General features: G+C 33.6%; 24 protein-coding genes and 1 riboswitch. Of the genes, 12 read left to right on the forward strand and 12 right to left on the reverse strand.

The window, feature by feature from the left end:
• Positions 1-43 precede the first annotated feature (43 nt).
• Positions 44-340, reverse strand: coding sequence for an N-acetyltransferase (locus tag ACPX19_RS10130; RefSeq protein ID WP_426429888.1), 297 nt, complete (start codon positions 338-340; stop codon positions 44-46).
• Positions 341-519: 179 nt separating this feature from the next.
• Here ACPX19_RS10130 and ACPX19_RS10135 point away from each other — a divergent pair, with 179 nt between their 5' ends.
• From ACPX19_RS10135 to cls, 3 genes are read left to right on the forward strand one after another with little or no spacing between them, the layout of a single operon-like run.
• Positions 520-1,182 (forward strand): alpha/beta hydrolase, encoded by a 663-nt coding sequence (locus ACPX19_RS10135; RefSeq protein WP_426429889.1) that lies wholly within the window; start codon positions 520-522, stop codon positions 1,180-1,182.
• A gap of 48 nt (positions 1,183-1,230) precedes the next feature.
• A complete protein-coding gene (locus tag ACPX19_RS10140; protein ID WP_426429890.1) occupies positions 1,231-2,169 on the forward strand; it encodes a lytic transglycosylase domain-containing protein in 939 nt (312 codons plus the stop codon).
• Positions 2,170-2,172: 3 nt separating this feature from the next.
• Positions 2,173-3,621 (forward strand): cardiolipin synthase, encoded by a 1,449-nt coding sequence (gene cls, locus ACPX19_RS10145; protein WP_426429891.1) that lies wholly within the window; start codon positions 2,173-2,175, stop codon positions 3,619-3,621.
• A gap of 2 nt (positions 3,622-3,623) precedes the next feature.
• On the opposite strand, the gene ACPX19_RS10150 is transcribed toward cls, so the two are convergent.
• Positions 3,624-4,202 (reverse strand): DUF2892 domain-containing protein, encoded by a 579-nt coding sequence (locus ACPX19_RS10150; RefSeq protein ID WP_426429892.1) that lies wholly within the window; start codon positions 4,200-4,202, stop codon positions 3,624-3,626.
• Between the two features lie 156 nt (positions 4,203-4,358).
• Between ACPX19_RS10150 and rpmH the strand changes: the two genes are divergently transcribed.
• The 3 genes from rpmH (at position 4,359) to ACPX19_RS10165 (ending at position 8,405) form a co-directional block, all read left to right on the forward strand.
• A complete protein-coding gene (rpmH, locus tag ACPX19_RS10155; RefSeq protein WP_038527912.1) occupies positions 4,359-4,520 on the forward strand; it encodes a 50S ribosomal protein L34 in 162 nt (53 codons plus the stop codon).
• Between the two features lie 98 nt (positions 4,521-4,618).
• Positions 4,619-7,471 (forward strand): carbamoyl-phosphate synthase large subunit, encoded by a 2,853-nt coding sequence (gene carB, locus ACPX19_RS10160; RefSeq protein ID WP_426429893.1) that lies wholly within the window; start codon positions 4,619-4,621, stop codon positions 7,469-7,471.
• A 70-nt stretch (positions 7,472-7,541) separates the two neighbouring features.
• Positions 7,542-8,405, forward strand: a complete 864-nt coding sequence (locus ACPX19_RS10165) for a T9SS type A sorting domain-containing protein (protein WP_426429894.1) — start codon at positions 7,542-7,544, stop codon at positions 8,403-8,405.
• Between the two features lie 52 nt (positions 8,406-8,457).
• Here ACPX19_RS10165 and ACPX19_RS10170 read toward each other — a convergent pair whose 3' ends face one another.
• From ACPX19_RS10170 to ACPX19_RS10195, 6 genes are all read right to left on the reverse strand, one after another.
• Entirely contained in the window at positions 8,458-9,009 is a 552-nt protein-coding gene (locus ACPX19_RS10170; RefSeq protein WP_426429895.1) for an acyl-CoA thioesterase, read from the reverse strand.
• A 13-nt stretch (positions 9,010-9,022) separates the two neighbouring features.
• Positions 9,023-10,339, reverse strand: coding sequence for a DNA recombination protein RmuC (locus ACPX19_RS10175; RefSeq protein WP_426429896.1), 1,317 nt, complete (start codon positions 10,337-10,339; stop codon positions 9,023-9,025).
• 73 nt (positions 10,340-10,412) lie between these two features.
• Positions 10,413-11,207: an ABC transporter ATP-binding protein gene (locus tag ACPX19_RS10180; protein ID WP_426429897.1), complete on the reverse strand. Its 795-nt coding sequence runs from the start codon at positions 11,205-11,207 to the stop codon at positions 10,413-10,415.
• 12 nt (positions 11,208-11,219) lie between these two features.
• Positions 11,220-11,789, reverse strand: a complete 570-nt coding sequence (locus ACPX19_RS10185; protein ID WP_426429898.1) for a hypothetical protein — start codon at positions 11,787-11,789, stop codon at positions 11,220-11,222.
• Positions 11,790-11,802: 13 nt separating this feature from the next.
• On the reverse strand, positions 11,803-12,831 hold the full coding sequence (locus ACPX19_RS10190; RefSeq protein ID WP_426429899.1) for a FecCD family ABC transporter permease: 1,029 nt from the start codon (positions 12,829-12,831) through the stop codon (positions 11,803-11,805).
• Positions 12,832-13,974: an ABC transporter substrate-binding protein gene (locus tag ACPX19_RS10195; protein ID WP_426429900.1), complete on the reverse strand. Its 1,143-nt coding sequence runs from the start codon at positions 13,972-13,974 to the stop codon at positions 12,832-12,834.
• A gap of 198 nt (positions 13,975-14,172) precedes the next feature.
• A riboswitch (cobalamin riboswitch) is annotated at positions 14,173-14,367 on the forward strand.
• 102 nt (positions 14,368-14,469) lie between these two features.
• On the opposite strand from ACPX19_RS10195, the gene ACPX19_RS10200 reads away from it, so the two are divergent.
• Entirely contained in the window at positions 14,470-16,401 is a 1,932-nt protein-coding gene (locus ACPX19_RS10200; protein ID WP_426429901.1) for a TonB-dependent receptor plug domain-containing protein, read from the forward strand.
• A gap of 38 nt (positions 16,402-16,439) precedes the next feature.
• Here ACPX19_RS10200 and ACPX19_RS10205 read toward each other — a convergent pair whose 3' ends face one another.
• Complete coding sequence (locus ACPX19_RS10205) at positions 16,440-17,885, reverse strand: S41 family peptidase (protein WP_426429902.1); 1,446 nt, start codon at positions 17,883-17,885, stop codon at positions 16,440-16,442.
• A 156-nt stretch (positions 17,886-18,041) separates the two neighbouring features.
• On the opposite strand from ACPX19_RS10205, the gene ACPX19_RS10210 reads away from it, so the two are divergent.
• The 4 genes from ACPX19_RS10210 to ACPX19_RS10225 all read left to right on the forward strand — a co-directional run bounded on the left by ACPX19_RS10210 (position 18,042) and on the right by ACPX19_RS10225 (position 20,230).
• A complete protein-coding gene (locus ACPX19_RS10210; RefSeq protein ID WP_426429903.1) occupies positions 18,042-18,551 on the forward strand; it encodes an RNA polymerase sigma factor in 510 nt (169 codons plus the stop codon).
• On the forward strand, positions 18,538-19,032 hold the full coding sequence (locus tag ACPX19_RS10215) for a hypothetical protein (protein ID WP_426429904.1): 495 nt from the start codon (positions 18,538-18,540) through the stop codon (positions 19,030-19,032). Before ACPX19_RS10210 ends, ACPX19_RS10215 begins: the two co-directional genes overlap by 14 nt.
• Positions 19,033-19,099: 67 nt before the next feature.
• Positions 19,100-19,678, forward strand: a complete 579-nt coding sequence (locus ACPX19_RS10220) for a DUF4252 domain-containing protein (protein WP_426429905.1) — start codon at positions 19,100-19,102, stop codon at positions 19,676-19,678.
• Between the two features lie 6 nt (positions 19,679-19,684).
• On the forward strand, positions 19,685-20,230 hold the full coding sequence (locus ACPX19_RS10225) for a DUF4252 domain-containing protein (RefSeq protein WP_426429906.1): 546 nt from the start codon (positions 19,685-19,687) through the stop codon (positions 20,228-20,230).
• A gap of 20 nt (positions 20,231-20,250) precedes the next feature.
• Here the strand turns inward: ACPX19_RS10225 and ACPX19_RS10230 are convergent, their stop codons facing one another.
• A complete protein-coding gene (locus ACPX19_RS10230) occupies positions 20,251-20,478 on the reverse strand; it encodes a hypothetical protein (RefSeq protein ID WP_426429907.1) in 228 nt (75 codons plus the stop codon).
• Positions 20,475-21,818, reverse strand: coding sequence for an adenylosuccinate lyase (purB, locus tag ACPX19_RS10235; protein WP_426429908.1), 1,344 nt, complete (start codon positions 21,816-21,818; stop codon positions 20,475-20,477). The genes ACPX19_RS10230 and purB overlap by 4 nt, the downstream gene beginning before the upstream one ends.
• A gap of 153 nt (positions 21,819-21,971) precedes the next feature.
• On the opposite strand from purB, the gene ACPX19_RS10240 reads away from it, so the two are divergent.
• Entirely contained in the window at positions 21,972-23,150 is a 1,179-nt protein-coding gene (locus ACPX19_RS10240; RefSeq protein ID WP_426429909.1) for a cytochrome-c peroxidase, read from the forward strand.
• A 6-nt stretch (positions 23,151-23,156) separates the two neighbouring features.
• Here the strand turns inward: ACPX19_RS10240 and ACPX19_RS10245 are convergent, their stop codons facing one another.
• On the reverse strand, positions 23,157-23,726 hold the full coding sequence (locus ACPX19_RS10245) for an adenylosuccinate lyase (protein ID WP_426429910.1): 570 nt from the start codon (positions 23,724-23,726) through the stop codon (positions 23,157-23,159).
• Positions 23,727-23,737: the final 11 nt, after the last annotated feature.

The raw sequence follows: 23,737 nt of genomic DNA on the forward strand, positions 1-23,737 counted from the left end.
CGAAATTTATTAAGTTTCGGTTTTTTTTAATTTTGTTTTTAAATTATATACGGATGCCAACAGGGAGCATGCGTTTGTACTTCCTGTTACTTCTAACAAATTTTGCAATATCCGGACTAGTTGGTACTACACTGATATTTCTTTCTTTAATATCATCAAATACCATTGCCAAAAATTCCTTTTCAAACTCTGCAGATTTCATAGGTGCAGGAATTACCATCTTAGTTAAAAATATTTTGCGTTCTTGCAAAGAATATTCAATAACAGCCATTTCGTCTTCAACCTTTAATTCGTATTGACGCAGAAAGTCATTATCAATCAATTCAGCAGTTTCAGTCATAATTTTCTTTGTTTTAAGTTAACGGTTGGCAAGTAGATACTATATTTTATATAGTTTTGCAGTGCAAAGGTACAAAAAATCGACGTAAGTTTTAAGATAAGGTTGTTAAAAGGTTAAATAATAAGTCTTTAACGCTTTTGTGTATCTATAAACTTAAATTCATAAACGAAAGTTTAGTTATGACCTCAAATATTATACATGTCTATTTAATGCCAGGAATGGCGGCTAATCCTACGATTTTTGAGAATATAAAATTACCAGAAGATCGATACAATATCCACTGGCTAGAATGGCAAATACCTAATAAGAATGAAACTTTAGAAGACTATGCAAAGCGAATGTGTAAGTTCATAAAACATGATAATGTGGTTTTATTGGGTGTTTCATTTGGTGGCATGTTGGTACAAGAAATGAGTAAGTTTTTAAACCTTAGAAAGCTTTTTGTGGTATCTAGCGTTAAATCGCATCATGAGCTACCTAAGCGTATGAAATTGCTAAAATACACCAAAGCCTATAGGATTTTACCAACTCGATTAGTAGGGAATATTGACCTTTTGGCAAAATACGCTTTAGGTGAAACCATTAAGCAACGTGTAGACTTGTATAAAAAATATCTTTCGGTTAATGATACTGTGTATTTAGATTGGGCCATAAAACAAGTTGTTTGCTGGGAGCAAGAAGAGCCGCTTCCAGACGCTATATATATCCATGGCGATAAAGATATGGTCTTTCCACATTCTTGCACTGGAAATTGTATTGTTATCAAAGGTGGAACACATATAATGATAATAAATAAGTATAAATGGTTTAATGAAAATCTACCGAAACTAATTGAGTCTTAGGTTTGTATAATTCGATAGATTTCATACATTTAATAAAAAAATAAAGCCATGCAAACTTTTAAAAATATTTTAGCAGCAATAGGTCTAATATGCATTTCAGGTCTATTTATTTTCTCAATGCAAAAAGCACCTTCAGACGAAACTATTGGTAAAGAAGAACCAATTGTTAACGATTATAATGTTTATGCCTTAGAAATGCCTGAGGGCTTAAACTTTGCAGGAGAAATTATGCCTGTTGAAAATCCTGATATTTATGAGCGAATGGATAGAGAACTTTTGGTCAATACCTATTGGCAATCTAATGGATTACTTTTGTTTAAACGTGCACAGAAGTATTTCCCAATTATAGAACCGATTTTAAAAAAGAATGGTATTCCAGATGATTTTAAATACCTAGCCGTTATTGAAAGTGGATTAGTCCCAACAGCTATATCACCTGCTAGAGCCTCAGGTGTTTGGCAAATTATGCCAGCTACTGGTAGGGAAAACGGATTAGAAGTAAACTCTAACGTAGATGAACGCTATAATGTAGAAATGGCCACGGAAGTAGCCTGTAAGTATTTAAAGAAAGCCAAAGATCAATTAGGCTCTTGGACCTTGGCGGCAGCTGCTTATAATGCAGGAAATGCTGGTATTTCAAGACGTTTAGAAGAACAAGGAGTGAGCAACTACTACGATTTATTGCTTGGAGAAGAGACTGGTCGTTACGTTTTTAGAATTGTAGCTTTAAAAGAGATCCTAAATAATCCTTCAAAATATGGATTTAACTTCAGCAAAAGTGATTTATATAAGTACATCCCTACCTACAAAGTAGAGGTTGACACAGCAGTTACAGATTTTTCAAAGTTTGCAAAACGATTTGGAATTAACTACAAGATACTTAAGATTCACAATCCTTGGTTAAGAGAAGGACACCTTAATAACAAATCTCGAAAATTATACTCAATAGAAATTCCTAAAGAAGGTTACTACAATGTACAGCCTTAATCTTTGGAGTATATAAATAGACATATCTGGCAAATACTTATAGGACTCAATTACGTCTTAGCCATATCTGCCGTAATTACGATTCTTTTTAAGAAAATCAATCCAACAAAAACTTTAAGTTACATTATTGTTTTGTTGGTTTTCCCTTTTGTAGGTCTAATCGTATATTATTTGTTTGGGCAAGAATATCGCAAATCCAAAATCTTTAACAGAAAGCATGTTTTAAATCAAACAGTTGTTAAACAAATTCAAGATGAGTTAGAACTAGATACCAAAACTATAGAAAGCGTTGATGAGTTATTAGAGGAAAAATCAAAACTCATTAGACTTTTATACAATAGTGAAAAATCTAAACTCACTGTAAAGAATGAGGTAGAACTTATTAAAAATGGTGATGATAAGATGCAGCTATTATTAAAAGACCTTAAAAGCGCTAAGCATCACATACATATTGAATATTTTATAATTAAAGACGATTCCATAGGTTCCAAATTTTTAGATGCTTTATGTAGTAAAGCTGAAGAAGGAGTAAAGGTAAGGATGGTGATAGATGATGTTGGTAGCACAATATCTTCTAAAATGAAGCGTAAATTAAAAGATAGTGGCGTAGAGCTTTACAAATTTATGCCTGTATTATTTTCTAGATTTACAGGAAAGATGAACTATCGCGACCATAGGAAGATTGCTATTATTGATGGTAAAATAGGATATATTGGTGGAATTAATATTTCCGATAACTACGTTAACTCCAACAATACTCGATATTGGCGTGATACACATATTAGAGTAGTTGGTGAAGCTGTTAGGCAACTTCAGATATTATTTTTTACAACACTGGATTTTGTTAGTGATGGAGACGTAAATATTTCAAAAGATTACTTTCCAGAAAATACTTGTAAAGAAAATATTGCATTACAAATAGCTGCTAGTGGACCAGATACAGACTGGTCTAACATTATGGAAGCTATTTTTGTGGCTATTACTAATGCAGAAGAATACATTCATATTACAACGCCTTACTTCATTCCCAATGATGAAATAGTTACAGCTTTGCAAGTAGCGGCAAGAAGTAACATTGAAGTAAAACTGATTGTGCCTAAAAAATCAGATTCTTGGATTGCAGAATATGCCACCAATTCTTACCTCGAAAAATTATTAGAAGCAGGAGTGGAGGTTTATCAATACACCAAAGGATTTGTACATGCCAAAACTATAGTTATCGATGATGTCTTTAGTACAGTAGGAACGGCGAATATGGATTACAGAAGCTTTAATATAAACTTTGAAGTCAATGCATTAATTTACAACAAAAGTTTTGCTATAGAACTCGATGAAGTTTTTAATTCAGATTTGGAAAACGCAACACAATTACAACTCCAAACTTGGAAAAAACGATCTAAGCGAGCGAAATTGATAGAAGCTTTGGCACGTTTAGCTGCGCCGCTGTTGTAAAACTATCGTCTACTTCTACGGTTTTGCCTAGCAGATGTTGGCTGTCCGTAATGTTGTTTTGGTATAGAAGCTTTCTTCATTTGCTGTTTCATCATTTTAATCTGATCAGCAAGCATATCACGCTTGTCAAGCTTTTCTGCCTCAGCCAACAACTTTTGCGCTTCTTGTTTTCTGCGTTTAGAAAAAGCAATACCAGCTAAATTTAATTTAGCCATAGCCAAATCATGATCCATAGATAAGCCTAGATCGATAGCTTTTTTAAAATATTTTTCAGCTTCATTCATGTTGGTTTGAGAAACCATAATACCGTTTAGATAATTTAAATAGCCTTGCTGTTTTTTTACTAAAGCAGCTTCAGGATTTTTTATTTTATCCAACCATTTTTTGGCTCCTTCAAAATCCTGTTTGCGCAATTTAAAAAATGCCAAAAGAATCATTTCGTTTTTAAAATAGAGGAAAATAAATATGGTAGAAAGTAGAATATACATAATTCCGTTACCAATATATCCTTCGGTAAATTGATAAATGGCATATGCTATTATCAAAGCAGTAAGAACTAATTTTATATTTTTATTGAACATTATTCGTTTTTTAAGGATGGCAAAGTTAATAAAATTCTACAGAAATAATTTTAATTTCAGACTTGCTAAAGTAAAAACTTGTTGTATATTTGCACCCAGTTTTTGAGGAACCTCGAAATAATAAATTTGTTTACTCAGTTTTTAAAAAGATAAGACATGTCAAAAAGAACGTTTCAACCGTCAAAAAGAAAGAGAAGAAACAAGCACGGTTTTAGAGAAAGAATGGCTTCTGCCAACGGAAGAAAAGTTTTAGCACGTAGAAGAGCTAAAGGAAGAAAGAAATTGTCTGTATCTTCAGAATCAAGACATAAAAAATAATGATTAACAATTGTTAATATTTAAAAGGTGTTACTTAGGTGTAACGCCTTTTTTTGTATCTAATCGATACTTATTTTTGCAAACCAAAATATAATCCCATGCCTAAAAACAAAAACATTAAATCCATACTACTAATAGGTTCTGGTCCAATTATCATCGGTCAAGCTTGTGAGTTTGACTATTCTGGCTCACAGGCTTTACGCTCACTAAGAGAAGATGGAATAGAGACTATCCTTATAAATTCTAATCCGGCAACAATTATGACTGATCCTGCAATGGCAGATCATGTATACTTATTACCACTAACTACAAAGTCTATAGTTAAGATTTTAAAAGAGCATCCACAAATAGATGCTGTATTACCAACTATGGGTGGGCAAACCGCTCTGAATCTTTGTATAGAAGCAGATGAAAAAGGAATTTGGGAAGATTTTGGTGTAGAGATTATAGGCGTAAACATTGATGCCATCAACATTACAGAAGATAGAGAAAAATTTAGGGAGTTGATGTTGAAAATTGGTGTAGGTATGGCACCACAAGCAACGGCAACATCATTCTTAAAAGGTAAGGAAATTGCCCAAGAGTTTGGTTTTCCTTTGTGTATTAGAGCGTCATTTACTTTAGGTGGTGCAGGTGCTTCTATTGTGTATGACGAAAAAGAATTTGATGAAGCACTAACCAGAGGTTTAGAGATTTCACCCATACATGAGGTTATGATTGACAAAGCCATGATGGGATGGAAGGAGTACGAGTTAGAGCTTTTAAGAGATAAAAATGATAATGTTGTTATCATTTGTACCATTGAGAATATGGACCCTATGGGAATCCACACAGGAGACTCAATTACTGTGGCACCAGCTATGACACTTTCTGATAAAACATTCCAAAAGATGCGCGATATGGCTATTCATATGATGCGTAGTATTGGTAATTTTGCAGGTGGATGTAATGTGCAGTTTGCTGTAAGTCCTGATGAAAATGAAGAAATTATAGCTATTGAAATTAATCCACGAGTATCTCGTTCTTCTGCATTAGCAAGTAAAGCAACTGGATATCCAATTGCAAAGATTGCCGCTAAGTTAGCTTTAGGGTATAATTTAGATGAATTAAGTAACCAGATAACGAAATCTACTTCAGCATTATTTGAGCCAACTTTAGACTACGTTATTGTAAAGATACCACGTTGGAACTTTGATAAGTTTGAAGGATCAGACAGAACTCTAGGTCTTCAAATGAAAGCTGTAGGAGAAGTAATGGGTATTGGACGTTCTTTTCAAGAAGCATTGCATAAGGCAACACAATCCTTGGAAATAAAGCGCAACGGACTTGGAGCAGATGGAAAAGGATATAAGAATTACGATCAAATTATAGATAAGCTTACTAATGCAAGCTGGGACAGGGTCTTTGTTTTGTATGATGCGATTCAAATGGGAATTCCGTTAAGTCGCATTCACGATATCACAAAAATTGATATGTGGTTCTTAAAGCAGTATGAAGAATTGTTTCAACTAGAGAAAGAAATTTCGAAATATTCTATTGACACAATCCAAAGAGAATTACTGCTTGAAGCAAAGCAAAAGGGCTATGGAGATAGACAAATTGCTCATATGCTTAATTGCTTGGAGAGTGAAGTTTATAACAAACGTAGAGAACTTAAAATAAATAGAGTTTACAAGCTTGTTGATACATGTGCGGCAGAATTTAAAGCGCAGACACCTTACTACTACTCAACTTTTGAAAGTGAAGTGGAAACCGCTGATGGAGAGGTTTCTGTTGCAAATGAAAGTATTGTCACTGATAAAAAGAAAATCATTGTTTTAGGTTCTGGACCAAATCGAATAGGTCAAGGTATTGAGTTTGATTATTGTTGTGTACACGGTGTTTTAGCTGCAGCAGAATGTGGTTACGAAACCATAATGATTAACTGTAACCCAGAAACGGTATCAACAGACTTTGATATTGCAGATAAATTATACTTTGAGCCTGTTTTTTGGGAACATATCTATGATATCATTCAACACGAAAAACCAGAAGGAGTTATCGTGCAGCTTGGTGGGCAAACAGCTTTAAAGCTCGCAGAAAAGCTTGAGCGCTATGGAGTTAAAATTATGGGAACTACCTTTCAATCTCTAGACTTAGCTGAAGACAGAGGAAGTTTTTCAACCTTACTGAAAGAAAACAATATACCTTATCCAAAATTTGATGTAGCTGAAACAGCTGATGAAGCTTTAGCAATTGCAGATGTTTTGGATTTTCCAATTCTTGTTAGACCATCATATGTACTTGGTGGGCAAGGCATGAAGATTGTAATTAATAAGCAAGAGTTGGAGGAACATGTTATTGATTTATTAAAATCTATTCCAGGTAATAAATTATTGTTAGACCATTATTTAGATGGTGCAATAGAAGCAGAAGCTGATGCTATTTGTGATGGGGAAAATGTGTACATCATTGGTATAATGGAGCATATAGAGCCTTGTGGTATACACTCTGGTGATAGTAATGCTACCTTACCACCATTTAATTTAGGTGAATTTGTAATGCAACAAATTAAAGACCATACTAAAAAGATTGCTTTAGCACTCAATACCGTTGGTTTAATTAATATTCAGTTTGCTATAAAGGATGATACTGTTTATATTATTGAAGCAAACCCAAGAGCATCTCGTACAGTTCCATTTATAGCAAAAGCTTACAAAGAGCCTTATGTAAATTACGCCACAAAAGTTATGTTGGGTGAAAAGAAAGTGACTGACTTTGAATTTAACCCACAATTAGAAGGTTATGCTATAAAACAACCCGTATTTTCTTTCAATAAATTTCCCAACGTTAATAAGAAGTTAGGACCAGAAATGAAGAGTACAGGTGAAAGTATCTTATTTATAGAAAGTCTCAAAGACGATGAGTTCTATGATTTGTACTCAAGACGAAAAATGTACTTAAGTAAGTAATTGGCATAGTTTTAGCTAAATTTTAATAAAGTTTGCTATAAATTATTAACTTAGCTAAAAATTGTGTTATATGATTAGAACTTTACTTTTATTAATATTTGTTATAATTTTCGTACCCACTTCTAATGCACAGGTAACTCTAAATCAAGTGGATGATTTTCAGGACGGCACTACTCAAGAGTGGCGAATAGGTGGTGCTGGTAATGCAACCAACGGTCCAATTAATGTTCCTAGTGCTGGACCTGCAGGTTCAGGAGATAATTGTTTGCAATATACATCTTTAGGAGGCAATGGTGTTGCCAGTAAAATGGTATTTTATTCTCAAAACCAACAATGGAGTGGAGATTATACTAGTGAAGGTGTTGACCAGATTAGCATGGATGTTAATGTACAAACTAATGATCTTAACTTAAGAATTGCCATGCAAGGTACCAATGGTACAAGGATATGTTCTACAAATGCCATAAACATTACTGCTAATGGTACATGGTCTAATATTACATTTCCAATAACAGCTGGCGATTTTACAGTTGTTAGTGGTGGAGGTAATGCAGCTTCAGTTCTTTCAAGTGTTTTTACTGTAAGGATATTGAGTAGTTCTTCTCCAACATGGGATTTACCAGATGTTATAGCTGCAACTATACAGGTAGACAATGTAACTGCTTCATCATCCTTAAGCGTTACGGATTTTGAAGGCAATAACAAAGAGTTTACGATTTCACCAAACCCTTCTAAGAATAAATTAAATGTGCTTTTACCTTCAAATGAAGAAATGAATATTGAAGTTTTTGATGTTTTGGGTAAACGCGTTTACAAAGGAATACTATCGCAAATGTCATCTTCAGTGAATGTATCTAATTGGAAGATTGGAGTTTATTTAGTAAGGGTATCTAACGATACTTCAACACAGGTAAAACGTTTTATAAAACAATAATAAAGTGTTTTTGAAAAATATAAGAAAAGCAATCTAGTTTTAGATTGCTTTTTTATTTCGTGTCTTCTGGAAGATCGATAGTTACTCTATAATCTTTTAATTTATCGAGATAGTTTTCAAGAGGAAAATTACTATGATCAAACTCCTCCTGCCTATGTAGTTTTGTTTCAATACGTTTTAGAGCTTTTAAAAAACGTTTCACTTCAGTCTTATCATTTAAAATTAGTCCTGGAACTGTTTTAGGGCGTCCATCGTTTGCTTTTGCAACCATAGTAAAATAAGAAGAATTACAATGCTTTATCTTTCCAGTTTGAATATTTTCAGCCTCTACTCTTATTCCTATAACCATCGAGGTTTTACCAACATAATTTACAGAAGACTTCATAGTTACTAGTTCACCAACTTCTATAGGATTTATGAAATCTACAGTATCTACAGAAGCTGTAACACAATAAGCCCCAGAATGTTTAGAGGCACAAGCAAATGCAATTTGATCCATGAGATTTAAGATATAACCACCATGAATTTTACCACTAAAATTAGAATGTGATGGCAACATTAATTGCGAAATCTGTATTCTTGAATCGTCTACTGTTTTATACATAGAAGTATTTTTATTAGTCTTCTGAGGCTCTCTTAATAATACTTTCAGGAAGTGCTTTTTTAGCTTTGGCACCCATTTTTTTAATTTTTTCTACCCTAGAAATGAGATTACCTTTACCATCTACCAGTTTATTCATAGCTGCAGAATAATCACTTTTGGCTGCATCTAGTTTTTTCCCAACACCAGTTAGGTCGGCAACTAAACCCTCAAATTTATCATACAATGCACCAGCTTGCTTGGCAATTTCAATGGCGTTTTGCTGTTGCTTTTCATTGTTCCACATGGTATCTATAGTACGTAATGTAGCCAAAAGCGTAGAAGGTGTAACGATAACAATGTTCTGCTCGAAAGCCTTAGTATATAGTGTGTTATCTTCATTAATAGCTACTGCAAAAGCAGGTTCGATAGGGATAAACATTAATACAAAATCAGGAGACTCAATATCATATAAATCTTGATAGTTCTTGGCAGACAATTGATCTACGTGTTTTTTAATAGAATTAACATGTGCTTTTAAATACATGGTGCGTTCTTCGTCTTCTGCATTCACCAAACGTTCATAGTCGGTTAGAGATACTTTAGAATCTATAATCATTTTTTTATTATCGGGAAGATGCAAAACGACATCTGGCATAACGCGAGTGCCATCTTCACGCTGAAAGTTTTGTTGTACAAAATACTCTCTATCTTTTTCTAAACCAGATTTTTCCAAAACACGTTCCAGTACCAATTCGCCCCAATTGCCTTGGGTTTTACTATCGCCTTTTAAAGCTTTTGTTAGATTGGTGGCTTCCTTAGCCATTTGTTGGTTAAGATCTTTTAGACCTAATAATTGCTCTTTTAAAGCAGAATGCATGCTTATGCTTTCCTTTTGAGAATCCTCGACTTTCTTTTCAAAGGTTTTTATTTTTTCTTCTAAAGGGTTAAGAATGTTTTTAATGTTCTCTTTATTCTGAATGGTGAACTTTTCAGACTTTTCATCTAAAATTTTAGAAGCCATCAACTCAAAATCTTTTCTGAGCTGTTCTTGTTGTTTGGCAAGCTCTTCGTCTCGTTTTAAGTTCTGTTCCTGAAGGTTCTCGTACTCTGTATTTTTTCGAGATAATTCGGCATTTAAAAACTCTTTTTCTCTTCTTATTTCTTCACGTTCAGATTCAATTTTAGAAATATTTTGTTTGAGGTCGTTAATAGTCAAACTCAATTGATTTTGACGTTCTTCTAAAGTACTTTGCTCGCTTTTGCTTTTTAGTTTTGTGAAAAGCATACCAAGGTAAGCACCAACAATGGCAGAAATAATAATGGCAATTAAGAGAATAAGTGTGTCGTCCATGTTTGAAAAAGATAATTTATCAAAGATACATTTTTAGTGTGAAGTAAGCAGCACCTAGCTTGAAGTTGACAAGCTATTTCTTTACCCTAAAACTACCTGATGAATTATCAAAAGAAATTAAATCATTAGGAAAAAGGGATTCAAAAATACCTCCTGAAATTAAGTTACAAGGTTGATCATAAACAACATTTTCTTTTCGCATTACGATCATAGTGTCACAAAGTTGAATCGCTAAGTCAATTTCGTGAGATGAAAACAAAATGGTTTTACCTGTTTCTTTTGTTAATTTTTGAAGCAATTTTAAAATATACGCTTTATGATACATATCTAAATGCGTAGTGGGCTCATCCAAAACAATAATATCTGTGTCTTGTGCTAAAGCACGTGCAATCATTACTTTTTGTAGTTGTCCATCACTTAGCTCGTAACATTTTTTGTTTCTAAGTTCTGAAATATTAACTAGCTTAAAAGCATTTTCAACAATCTCAGTATCTTTTGAGGTTAAACTGCCTACCCAATTGGTGTAAGGATGTCTTCCCAATGCAATGAGTTCGTATACAGAGAGGTTTTTTGAAGTTAATGCTTCGGTTAAAACAATGCTTAGTTGTTTAGCTAGGTCTAATGACGATATCGTTTTTAAATCTGTATCATTTAAAAGTACTGTTCCGGATAAAGCAGGTTGAACTTTGATTAAGGTTCTTAAAAGTGTTGATTTACCAATACCGTTTGCTCCAACCAAACCAATAAGTTGTCCTTTTTCTAATTCAAAATTGATGTTTTGAGAAATGACTGTTTCTCCCTTTTTGGTTTTGTAACCAATGGAGAGGTTTTTGGCTTTTAGGATGGTATTTGGTTTAGTTGTGTTCAAGTTCTATGAAAATTAATTAAAAGGATCCCTTAAAACAGAAATATATTGTATTGCTAATAGAATCTGAATATTAACGTTTTTCAAATCAAACTCTTTAGGATGTTCTTTGATGTATCCAAGCATAGATAATCTATTGAAGTCCCCAGAGTTATTCATTCTCTGATAATAATGATTAACAGCCTTGTTTTTCTTTGAAATGTCAGCTAAGAAAATTTGGTACTTACCTTGATACTTTGGTAGTAAATAATTATAAATTTTATCTTTAAATTGAGTGGAATCAATATGTTTTTCCCAAATCTCATTGAAAGTATCTGCTGATATTGAAGATAACACGCTGTCAATCTTTTTCTTGGGAATATAAGGTGATCCTGAAGCTTCCATTTTTTCAACTTCATTGATAAAGTTCTTATGAAAATTGTTTATATCAAGATTTATAATATCATTTATAAAAAAGAGCCTAATCTTATTTAAATCTTCAACCTGAGATTCTGTAAAATGTTTTTCTAACTCTGGTGAACTAAATTCTTTTTTACAGCTTAATAGGGTTAAGCAAATCAAAAAACTTATAACTTTTATCTTCATGCTTCTAACTTTTCTAAAACATCATTTTACGTTGTCTAACCAACAGCCAAATCACAACAGGCGCACCAACCAAAGCGGTTATAGCATTAATAGGTAAGGTGTAATCACTACCAGGAACCTGTGCTATACTATCGCTAATAAGCATTGTAATAGCACCAAACAAAAATACTGCTGGTAATAGAATTTTGTGATTAGAGGTTTTAAAAATTTGACGTGTTAAATGCGGAATAGCCAAGCCAATAAACGCAATTGGACCTGCAAAAGCTGTAATGGTTCCTGCAATTAAACTTGTGGCTAGTATAATTATAAACCGACTTTGTTTTAGGTTAATACCTAAACTTTTGGCATAATTTTCACCCAGTAATAAGCTATTCAATGACTTTATTGACATGATACTCAAAATCATACCAACGAGATATATTAAGAAGAAAATACTAAGTTCCTTCCAAGATAAATTGCTTAAGCTACCAAAACCCCAAAAAACGTATTGTTGTAATTGCTCTGCAGAACTAAAATAGGATAACACACTTACTACAGCAGCAGTAATGCTTCCAAACATTAAACCTATAATAAGTATGGCCATGGTATCTCTAACTTTATGAGACACAGCTAAAACCGCTAACAATACCAGGAAACTACCAAGACTGGCTGCAATGACAATACTCCATTTAGAGATTAAGGCTGTCGCGAAGAATCCACCAAATAAACCAGATCCTAAAATTATTAAGGCGACACCTAAACTAGCACCAGACGTAATACCTAAAACAAAAGGACCAGCTAATGGATTTCTAAATAAGGTTTGCATCAACAATCCTGAAATTCCAAGTCCAGAGCCAACTAAAATTGATGTTACAGCTTTAGGTAACCTGTAATTGGTAATAATAACGTCCCATGTTGTGTTATCAATATTTCCAAACAGGCTACCAATTATACTTCTTAAAGGGATATTTACAGAACCTAAACTAATATTAATAAAAAAGCAGGCAATAAGTATTACGACAAGTAATGTATACTGAAATTGATATGTTTGGGAATTATGCAATTAGTTAAGTGGTTTAAAGAAATGAGGTGTGTATTGTTTTAATAGGTTTGGATGACATATTTTAATTAGATCTTTTAAAACCAAATCTGGTCTTGCTATTCCTAATTCATAATATATAACGCCTCCTGTAGCACCAGTAGTATTTGAAAATGTATAAATGGACTTATTTTTAAAAGCATCAAAGTTGGTATAAAGTTCACTAGCTTTTTCAAGTTGTTCATAGCTTGAATAGTAGGATGGACTTAACCAAATATCAGCATGTTCGGCTTTTTCCAAAACAACTTCAAAACTTAGCGCTAAGCTGCCATTTCCAGAAGTGTCGCTCCATAAGAAATTAACATTAGCATCTTTTAAAAATTGTGCTTCTGGACTAGAGCCATTTGGTAAATACCAAACCTCTTTGTGCATAGCACCACTCAAAACAGTTGGCTGTTCTTTTGCATTGGCAGCTATTTTTTTAGCCTCTAAATAGTCACTTTCAATGTTATTAAATATAGAATCTGCTTCTTTTTCTTTATTGAACAGCACTCCAAAAAACTTAATCCATTCCGCTTTAGCCAGTGCTGAAGACTCTACCCAATCACCATTATAAATTACCGGAATACCAGCTTTTTTAATAGTTTCAAAAGTTTTGTTGACACCATCTACACCAAATCCGATAACAACGTCTGGGTTTAGTTCTAACAACACTTCTGTATTAATACCCTCATTTTTACCAAGTTCTCTAACCAGTCCATCGTCAATACGTTTTCTGGTTTTTTCAGACGATATATAATCCGCACCTGGAAATCCTACTAAAGTTTGTTCCACACCTAGCAATTCTAATGCTGGTATGTGCGTTGTTGAGGTTACAACCAGTTTGGTTATTTCATCTGTGATTATTCCATCGTATCTCGACTTTTCCAAATGCCAATCTTTTGCTTCTGAATCTTTAATAATAACATATTTGTACTCTTTTTCAGATTCTGGCCATGGGTTTTTAATGGTAATAACCAAATGAGAACCATAATCTTTTGAAGAAAAACCTTTCGCATATTTTAGTTCTAAATTTTCACCAGTAATGTTATCAACAATCTGTTTAGAGGGTTCATTTTTACATGAAACTGAGAGTAAGATGAGAAAAAAAAGGCTAAGTATTTTCATATGTAACTATTGTAACTCATTACTGTTTTTGGTAATAGTAGTTTTGTAAAAACTTCAACAATGAGAGACGATTCAAATTTAACCATATATATTGTTGCAGGAATTATAATTGCTCATTTTTTAGTGGGTTTTATTTATCTTATTTATAAAATGAATAAGAAAAAGGACGATTAATCTTTACTTGTATTAAGATTACACTATTTTTGCGATGAAATCTGGTTTTATTCAATTATTTATTGAATGAATTAAAAGGGAATTTGGTGAAAATCCAAAACTGTTCCCGCAACTGTAAGCTACAAAGCTTGTTGTTACCTTCAATGTCACTGGAATTTTTTCTGGGAAGACCAACAACAAGACGCAAGTCAGGAGACCTGCCAATTTCAACAAAGAAGTCAAACTTTCGGGATAAAAGTTTACTCGGTAATTGAGATTTAGGTCTTTTTAATTTCCTTTCTCAGTATCGCTGTATGTTCTCTCGAACAATTAATGCATGAAATGAACAAAACAAAACTGTTTTGTAGCATACTAGGTTTAGCTATGCTAACAATTGGATTTGCACAAATTAAGCAGGATTCAGTTAAAGTAGAAAAACTAGATGAAGTTGTATTATCAGATTCTCGCTTTGGGTTGAAACGTGAAAATTCGGGTAAAGTCATCACAAAAATCACCTCAAAAGAATTAGAAAAATTACAAGGCCAATCAGTTGCAGAAATAATAGGTAGAACGGTTGGTGTAGAAATTAACGGAGTTAGAAGTAATGCTGGTCAAAACCTTAGTTATTTTGTAAGAGGAGGTAGAAATCGTCAGGTATTAATCATGATTGATGGTGTACAGGTTACTGACCCATCGCAAATTGCAAATGATTACGATTTACGTTTTCTCAATGCTGATCAAATTGAATCTATTGAAATTTTAAAAGGAGCTTCTAGTACGCTTTATGGAACAGGAGCAGCAACAGCAGTGATTAATATTAAGTTAAAGGAACCTTCTAAAAAAGCTTTCAATCTAAATTTAAGAAGTACACTTGGTACCAATCAATCGTCTGATGAAGATAATTATGCGTTAGAAGATTTTAGAAACAGTGTCTCGGTAAACGGAAGCTTGGGTAAGTTAAATTATCTCGCAAGTTTTGGGCAACAGTTTACAGACGGTTTATCGGCTATAGAAAATGGTACAGAGTCGGATGCCTTTAATAGTTATAATGGTAATCTTAAGTTGGGTTACAGGTTTAATAATACTTTTAAACTGAATGCTTATGGAAGTTTTGATAACTTCAAAACAGATTTTGATGATAGCTTTCTAAGACAAGATGCTGATAATGTATCGGTATCTAAACAATACCGTTTAGGCTTCTCTCCAGAGTTTACTTATAATAAGGGAAGCATTATAGTTAATGCTGCTTATAACGGTGTAGAGCGCGAAATAGAATCCAATTTTCCTGCACTATTTAATGCGCAGAGTATTGTTATAGATGCTTACAATCGTTACAACTTTAATGATGCCTTTTATACCGTAATCGGATTGAATTATCAGAATAATCAGATGGAAAGTTTTTCTATTCCTTTTGGTGAAACAGATTTTAGCCAAGCTATAAATCCTGGTAATGCACAATTTACAATAACAGACCCTTATGCTAATGTGGTTTATGTTTCAGATTTTGGCTTAAACGTTAATGCAGGGTTTAGATTGAATAATCATAGTGAGTATGGTAGCCATTTGGTGTATAGCCTTAATCCATCTTATAAGTTTGATGTAGATTTTGGATATATTAAAGGATTGGCAAGTTATAGCACAGCATTTATAACGCCATCATTATTTCAACTTTTCGAACCAAGTTATGGTAATGCTGATTTAAAGCCAGAAGAAAACCAAACCATTGAGATTGGTGCAGAAGTTTCTATAAAAGATAAGGCAACATTTAGCCTTGTATATTTTAATAGAAACGAAGACAATTTCATAGATTTTATAGATACAGGTAGTTTTGTTTATCAATATCAAAATGTGTCGGAATCCTTTACAGCAAGTGGTTTGGAATTTGTTGCTCAGACTAAAATTATTGAAGGATTAGATGTCAATTTAAATGTTACGTATACGTCTGTGGATGAAGATTTAAGTTTAAGAATTCCTGAAATTAAAGTAAATACAAGAATCGATTATACGCTTTCAAAGCAAACTCAAATGAGTTTATCTTACCAATATAATGATGAGCGTGAGGATATTTTTTATAATAGCACAACATTTGAAAATGAAATAGTGACTTTAGAATCTTACGGTTTGTTAGATTTTTACTTAAGCCATCGTATTTTAGACGACATGCTTTTGTTGTTTGCAAATGTTACTAATATTCTTAATGAAGACTACCAAGAACTATTTGGGTTTAGTACTAGAGGTAGAGGTATAAATCTGGGATTTAATTTAAAATTATAACTAAAAAAAAAGCCCCTTAATTAAGCGGCTTTTTTTATTTAATCTTCAAACATTAAACCTTCAATAGGAGAGTGTTGGTTTGGTATTTTTACTTCCCTCATTGTACTATCAATTTCATCTACAATTGGTATTGAACGACCTGAATTTGATATTTCGGTTAGAGCGGTAGCCAACAATGGCTCAAAAATTGAACCCAAAGAGCCTAAATTGAAAGGAGACTCTATAATAGGTATATCTGGTGTTAAACCATTTGGTGGTACCAGTTCATCATTTACATTTGTTGAATTTGCAGTTAATGGTATTAAAGCATAAGTATGACTAGTGGTAACATCATTGCTATTAAAATCTGGTGAATCAAACACAAGCCTGTTAGATTGAGTTTTACCTGAGGTATTATCACCTATATGTATAACCTCAATATAGGGTCTTAGGCTGTTAATAATCAACTCACTTGCTGATGCTGATCTAGAAGTTGTTAGAACATATACTCTATTTAGATTTAGACTGTTAATTGCACCACCTCCTTCTAGGGTATTTGTGAAGTTATAATTTCTATTTTGAAATTCTTGATTATTGTTATAGAATAGTTTTGAAAATATTTGACCATTGAATTGCCCAGTAATCATACTCGCTAAATGTAGAGCTGATTGAATAGAACCTCCGCCATTATATCTTAAATCTAAAACCAATTCATTAGCGTTATTTGCCTGGAACTGGCTAAAAACATCATTTAAAGTATTATCAAAATTTCTAGTGAAGCCGTTATACATTAAATAAGCTACATTGGCATTTGGTAAAGTTAAAACCTGGGCTTCATGGATAGGATTCTCGATATATTCCACTTTAGTAATACTTACGCTATTACCTGTTAATATTACATCGTCATCCTCTATTTCTTCTGTGCCATTATCTAGATATGCACCAAAATTAAGCGTATAGGAGTCTTGTGATAATAGCTCGCTTATGTTGTCAGCATTAAGATTTATACCATCTATTGCTCTAAAAATTTGTCCTCTAAATAACCCTAAATCCTCAGCAACACTATTACGAAGAACCAAAGTAATTACACCAAAAACTTCCGTTTGGTTTCCTGGGATAAAGTAAAGCCTATATTCCATGCCATTACTTATAGACACACCTTGCTGAAGATTTAATACATCATAGAAGTTAGGTACAATGACACTAAAAGGGTCTAAAGGGTCAAACTTTAAGTTTGAAAACAACTCTTCTGGTGTTGAAAATCCATTTAGGTATTCTGAATAGGCCTCAGTTTTATCATATCTGTTGTCAACACCATTAATTCCGAATCTATCATTTGATAAATCAGGTACATTATCATTATATAAATAATAACTGTTCATCGCCTTCCAAACAAAATCTTTAATGTCTGAACTTGATGCTGCATTGTCATCTAAATCTTCAAAACAACCAGTAAGCATAATAAGTGCAAGGCAGCTAAGAAGAATTTGTTTAATCTTTCTCATAGTTTTTATTTTAATCATAGCTTTTTTCTTATGTCTGTAAAACTCTAAATTTACTTACATTATTATAAATAAAAAAACTTTGTAACAAATTGTAATGTGTATCGTCGTAATGTTGAAGGTCTATAAAAACACCTTTAACCACCAATCAAAAAAGTAATGAAGCAGGCAGATTTTGTAAGCTTAGTAATGCCATTTAAGGATAAAGTATTTCGTTTAGCCAAGCGTTTGCTGGTTTCTCGAGAAGAAGCTGAAGATGCTACTCAAGAAATACTGTTGAAATTATGGAAGAATAAAGAGAAGATAGAAGATTATAAAAATGTTGAAGCCTTCTCAATGACAATGACAAAGAATTTTTGTTTGGATAGACTAAAATCTAAGCAAGCACAAAATTTAAAAATTGTTCACAGTAATTATACGGATAACAATTCGTCATTGCAAAAACAAGTTGAAGCTAAGGATAGCTTAGACTGGATGTCTAGAATAATGGAAGATTTACCCGAACAACAAAAAATAATAGTACAGCTAAGAGATATAGAGCAGTATGATTTTGCTGAAATAGCTAAAATGCTAGATATGAATGAAACAGCAGTGCGAGTTAATCTATCTAGAGCCAGAAAAACAATAAGAGAAAAATTAACTAATACACATAGATATGGTATTAAATAATATAGAAAAGTTAATAGAAAAGTATAATAATGCAGAGACAACCTTAGCTGAAGAAGCGCAGTTAAGAGCATACTTTACAGGTAAAGATGTTGCTCCTCATTTAGAACATTACAAACCGATGTTTGTATACTTTTCTCAAGCACAGCAAGAACAGTATACCAAGGACGTTCCATTAAAACCTAAGAGAGCAAAATTGTACCAATGGATTTCTGTCGCAGCAGTTGCAGTTCTTATGCTAGGTTTTATTATCCCCCAAGTTCTTGGTCCTTCAAAAGAAGAGATAAGGCAAAAAGAATTAGCAATGGAAACATATAATAAGACCATGGAAGCTCTAAGTTTAGTTTCTATAGGAATGAAGCAAGGTAAAGAGCAACTTAATTCATTGGCCTTAGTTTCTGAAAACCTAAATCAAGGTATAGAAGAGGCCAGTAGACTAAATGAGTTTTCAAAAGCAACAAACAGAATATTTAAAAACAAGTAAAAAACACACAAATTAGAGAATTATGAAATCACAGATTCACGAAAACAAAAGAAATAAAATAAAGACTATGAGTAAAAAAGTAATTGTAATAATCGCGCTTATTTTAGCACCAATGCTTTCAGGAGCACAGAGTATCTTCGATAAATATGAGGACATGTCTGAAGTAACATCTATTGTCGTTACACAGAAGGCATTCAGAATGTTAGCCACTATAGATCTAGATGTAGACGATCCTGAAGCAAAGGAATTTATGGAAATGGTAAAAAAGATAACAGGACTTAAAGTTTTTACTACAGGTGATGAAAAAATATCTACTGATATGAAAGCTACTGTAGATAAGTATCTAAAATCTTCCGATCTTGAAGAGTTAATGCGTATTAAGGATGGGGAGCAAACAGTTAAGTTTTATGTTAAGGAAGGAAAAGATGAAAATCATGTGAAAGAGTTATTAATGTTCGTTAACGGTTTAAAAGAGCTTACAGAAGGACAGGACATCGAAATTAATGGTAAAAAACGTGAGATAGAAACGGTTTTACTTTCACTGACTGGAGATATCGATTTAAGACAAGTATCTAAAATTACAAATCAAATGGATATTCCAGGTGGCGAACAGTTGAAAAAGGCTGGTGAAAAAGGTAAAGAGTAATAGATCATGATACAATCAATCAAAAAATTAATAGTAATGTTGCTTTTGGTTGTGGCTTATACAAGCTGCGACCAAGGGCCAACGTTGCAAACCTATTTTGTGGATAATGAACTTAAAACAGGTTTTTTATCTGTAGATGCACCTGTGAGTTTGCTAAATTTAGAAGAAGTTAAACTCACAAAAGACCAAAGAGAAGCCTATGAGTCTGTTGATAAGCTTAATATTTTGGCTTACAAAATAGACGCAAACAATACAAAAGAGTACGAAGTGGAACTTGCAAAAGTCAACACCATACTCAAAAATCCTAAATACGAAGAATTAATGAGAGGAGGTAATAGTGTTGATGGACGATTTAAAGTTATGTTTATTGGTGAGGTAGATAATGTAGACGAACTCATTATTTTTGGAAATGCAAGTGATACGGGCTTTATGGTTGCCAGAGTATTGGGTGACGATATGAATGCAGGCAAATTAATGTCCCTTCAATCGGTATTAAAAGATATGGATTTTGAAAATGCTAATCTTAACGGTATAACCGACTTTTTTAAATAAACTGACAATTATTTAAAATGTTAATAGGAATCGTCTTGGAGCTCGTCTTCAGGACGATTTTTTTTTGTATCATTTTTTAAAGCGTGCCAAAAAGCAACAATAAGCAAGCCACCAAAAAGAGTAAATAATAATGCTTTAATGATAAAATAATCTAATACCTCAAACATTCCAGCAGCAAAAAAGCCAAAGGCTATAATAGCTCCAAATAGTAGTGCTATAGAATTTTTATTTAGAGGAATGAATTTCATATGCCAGTATAATTGCTTGGTGAAATGACTTTCAATTCGATCTTAATAGTATCCGGAACATCTAAAGTATCAATAAAATCCGAAATAGACGCTTTAGTAATCGCATCATTGGTTCTTGTTAACCCTTTTAAGGCTTCATAAGGATTTGGATAGCCTTCACGACGTAAAATAGTTTGAATGGCCTCTGCAACCACAGCCCAGTTATTTTCTAGATCCTGCTCAAACTTGGATTTATTCAAAAGCAGTTTTCCTAAGCCTTTAAGTGTAGACTTGAAGCCAATAAGGGTATGTCCAAATGGTACACCTACGTTTCTTAAAACAGTACTATCTGTGAGGTCGCGCTGCATTCTAGAAATTGGCAATTTCGCAGCGAGGTGTTCAAAAATAGCATTTGCAATACCTAGGTTACCTTCACTGTTTTCAAAATCTATAGGGTTGACTTTATGTGGCATGGCTGAGCTACCAACTTCACCTTTTTTAATTTTTTGTTTAAAGTAATCCATAGATACGTAGGTCCAGACGTCGCGATCTAAATCGATAACAATGGTATTAATGCGTTTTAAGGCATCAAACAACGCCGCCATGTGATCGTAATGCTCAATCTGAGTGGTTGGGAATGAATGCTGTAACCCTAACTTTTCTTGAACAAATGCAGTCCCAAAAGCTTTCCAATCAATTGTTGGATATGCCACTTTATGGGCATTAAAGTTGCCGGTTGCTCCACCAAATTTTGCAGCACTAGGCACATCGTTCAAAAGATTAAACTGTTCTTTAAGTCTCACCGCAAAAACATCAATTTCTTTACCCAAGCGTGTAGGAGAAGCAGGTTGTCCATGGGTTCTTGCCAACATAGGTACCGCTTTCCATTCTTCTGCTAATTCTTCAATTTTCTTTAGAAGCGCTAAATATTCAGGAACATAAACATCGTTCATGGCATCCTTGATACTTAGCGGAATGGCAGTATTGTTAATATCTTGCGAGGTTAAACCAAAATGAATAAACTCTTTATAATCCGAAAGCCCTAAAACATCAAACTTTTCCTTAATAAAGTATTCAACGGCTTTTACATCATGATTGGTGACCTTTTCAATCTCTTTAATGGCAGCAGCATCAACAGGTGTGAAATTTTTGTAAATGGCCCTTAATTCCTCAAAAATACTGTGAGAAACAGACTCTAGTTGTGGTAAGGGTAATTCACATAGTGCAATAAAATATTCGATTTCAACTAAAACGCGATACTTAATTAAAGCTTCTTCTGAAAAGTAGTTGCCTAAAGCGTCTACTTTAGATCGGTATCTACCATCTATAGGTGAGATTGCGCTAAGTGCCGTAAGTGCCATGTATTCTATAATTTTGAAGCGTCAAAGATAATGAACATAGTTGAAAGTACACAGTGTTAGTGGGCTATTAAATCTAAACCGTAGTTTTTAGTATCGCCATTTAAACCTTTTCATGGATTAAGGGTCTAACCTCACAAGAGCTAATCAATCATTATGAATACTTACAGACTTAGAATTTTTCTTTTACTCTTATTGACAAATCTTTTTTATTGGTCGTGCCAAAAGGATACTACTTATGAAAACGTGGTGGAGAATACACTTAATCTACCCAGCACACCTTTCGATTATGAGACATTGGCCTTGCCAAGTCATTTTACGACCAATAGCTTAGGTCCACTACCAACAAGCGTAAACGGCATTGATAATACGCCTGCGGATAATCCCATTACAAATCATGGAGCTACTCTGGGGCGAGTATTGTTTTATGATAAAAATTTAAGTGCAAATGGTACCGTAGCCTGTGCTTCCTGTCATCAACAAAACAAAGGTTTTTCAGATGATGCGGTTTTAAGTATTGGATTTGATGGAGGTTTAACAGGGCGCCATTCGATGACATTGATTAATTCTAGATTTTATCAAAGAGGTCGCTTTTTCTGGGATGAAAGAGCTGCTACACTTGAAGAGCAAGTACTCATGCCTTTTCAGGATCCAGTGGAAATGGGTCTCACTTTAGAGGAATTGGTAAGCAAAGTACAGTCCCAAGCGTATTACCCTCAATTATTTCAAAATGCTTTTGGTACACAAGAAGTCAATTATGATCGTATTTCTAAGGCATTGGCACAGTTTGTTCGTAGTATTGTGAGTTACTCGAGTAAATACGACGAAGGAAGAATGCTGGCTCCATCTCCAGGTGCCAATTTTACTAATTTTACGGATGAAGAAAACTTAGGGAAGAACATATTCTTTCAGACTATTCCCAATGGTGGTGGAGCATGTTTTGGGTGTCACACCACTGAAGCCTTCGTAAGTGCTAATCCGGGACCTCAAAACAATGGCTTGGATGCTACTTCTACAACTGATGTAGGTGCAGGAGCTGTTTATGAAAATCCAATATTCGTTGGTCGTTTTAAGACGACAAGCCTCAGAAATATAGAGTTAACCGCTCCTTATATGCATGATGGAAGATTCGCAACCTTAGAAGAAGTTGTAGAGCATTACAATAGTGGCATTCAAAATCATCCAACGCTTTCACCTGCGTTGACGGATGCTAATGGCAATGCTGTACAACTCAATTTATCTGAAGCGGAAAAAGCTGCTCTTGTAGCATTTTTAAAAACCCTAACGGATGAAAGTATAGCTAATGAGGAAAAATGGAGTGACCCTTTTAATTAATAGATTTTAATGTTTAGCCTTAATTTTTTTCAAAATATGCCTTGCCCTAGCTTTGAACCCTGAGCTTTGCATTTGAAAATCGCGCTCCAAAATCATGGCGAGTTCGGGATGAATCCAATCGTATTCAGTGCCTAAGAGATAAAGTGAATTCATAGAATAGGCTTTGGGTGCAATTTTTTCGTCAGAAATCATCCAATCAAAACAGGCTTCAATAAGTTTTTCTTTGTGCACGTTTTTGAGGTGTTGTTTTATTTTGGAATCCGTTTTTCCATAATAAGCCTTAGTTAGATATTCACAGATTTTTGCCATGGGTCGCACGGCAGAATCCATATGAACCTTAGAAACATTTTGTGTAAAATTATCCAAATGCGGTATAATAGCTTCAAGATGTTCACCACACATAAACTCAAATACCCAGGCAGCTCTGCACGATATTTTATCATCCACATCAAATAAAATTTCCAAAAGGGGTTTTACCAATTCGGGATGACCTAAAACTAAATTGGCATAATGCAGTCGTTTTTCGCGAGAGTGATTCACATAATTTAATTCCTCGTAAAGTTGGTCTTTTGTCAAAACGTTTCTTA

The sequence above is a fragment of the Winogradskyella sp. HB-48 genome (assembly GCF_049942685.1).
Classification (GTDB): Bacteria; Bacteroidota; Bacteroidia; order Flavobacteriales; family Flavobacteriaceae; genus Winogradskyella.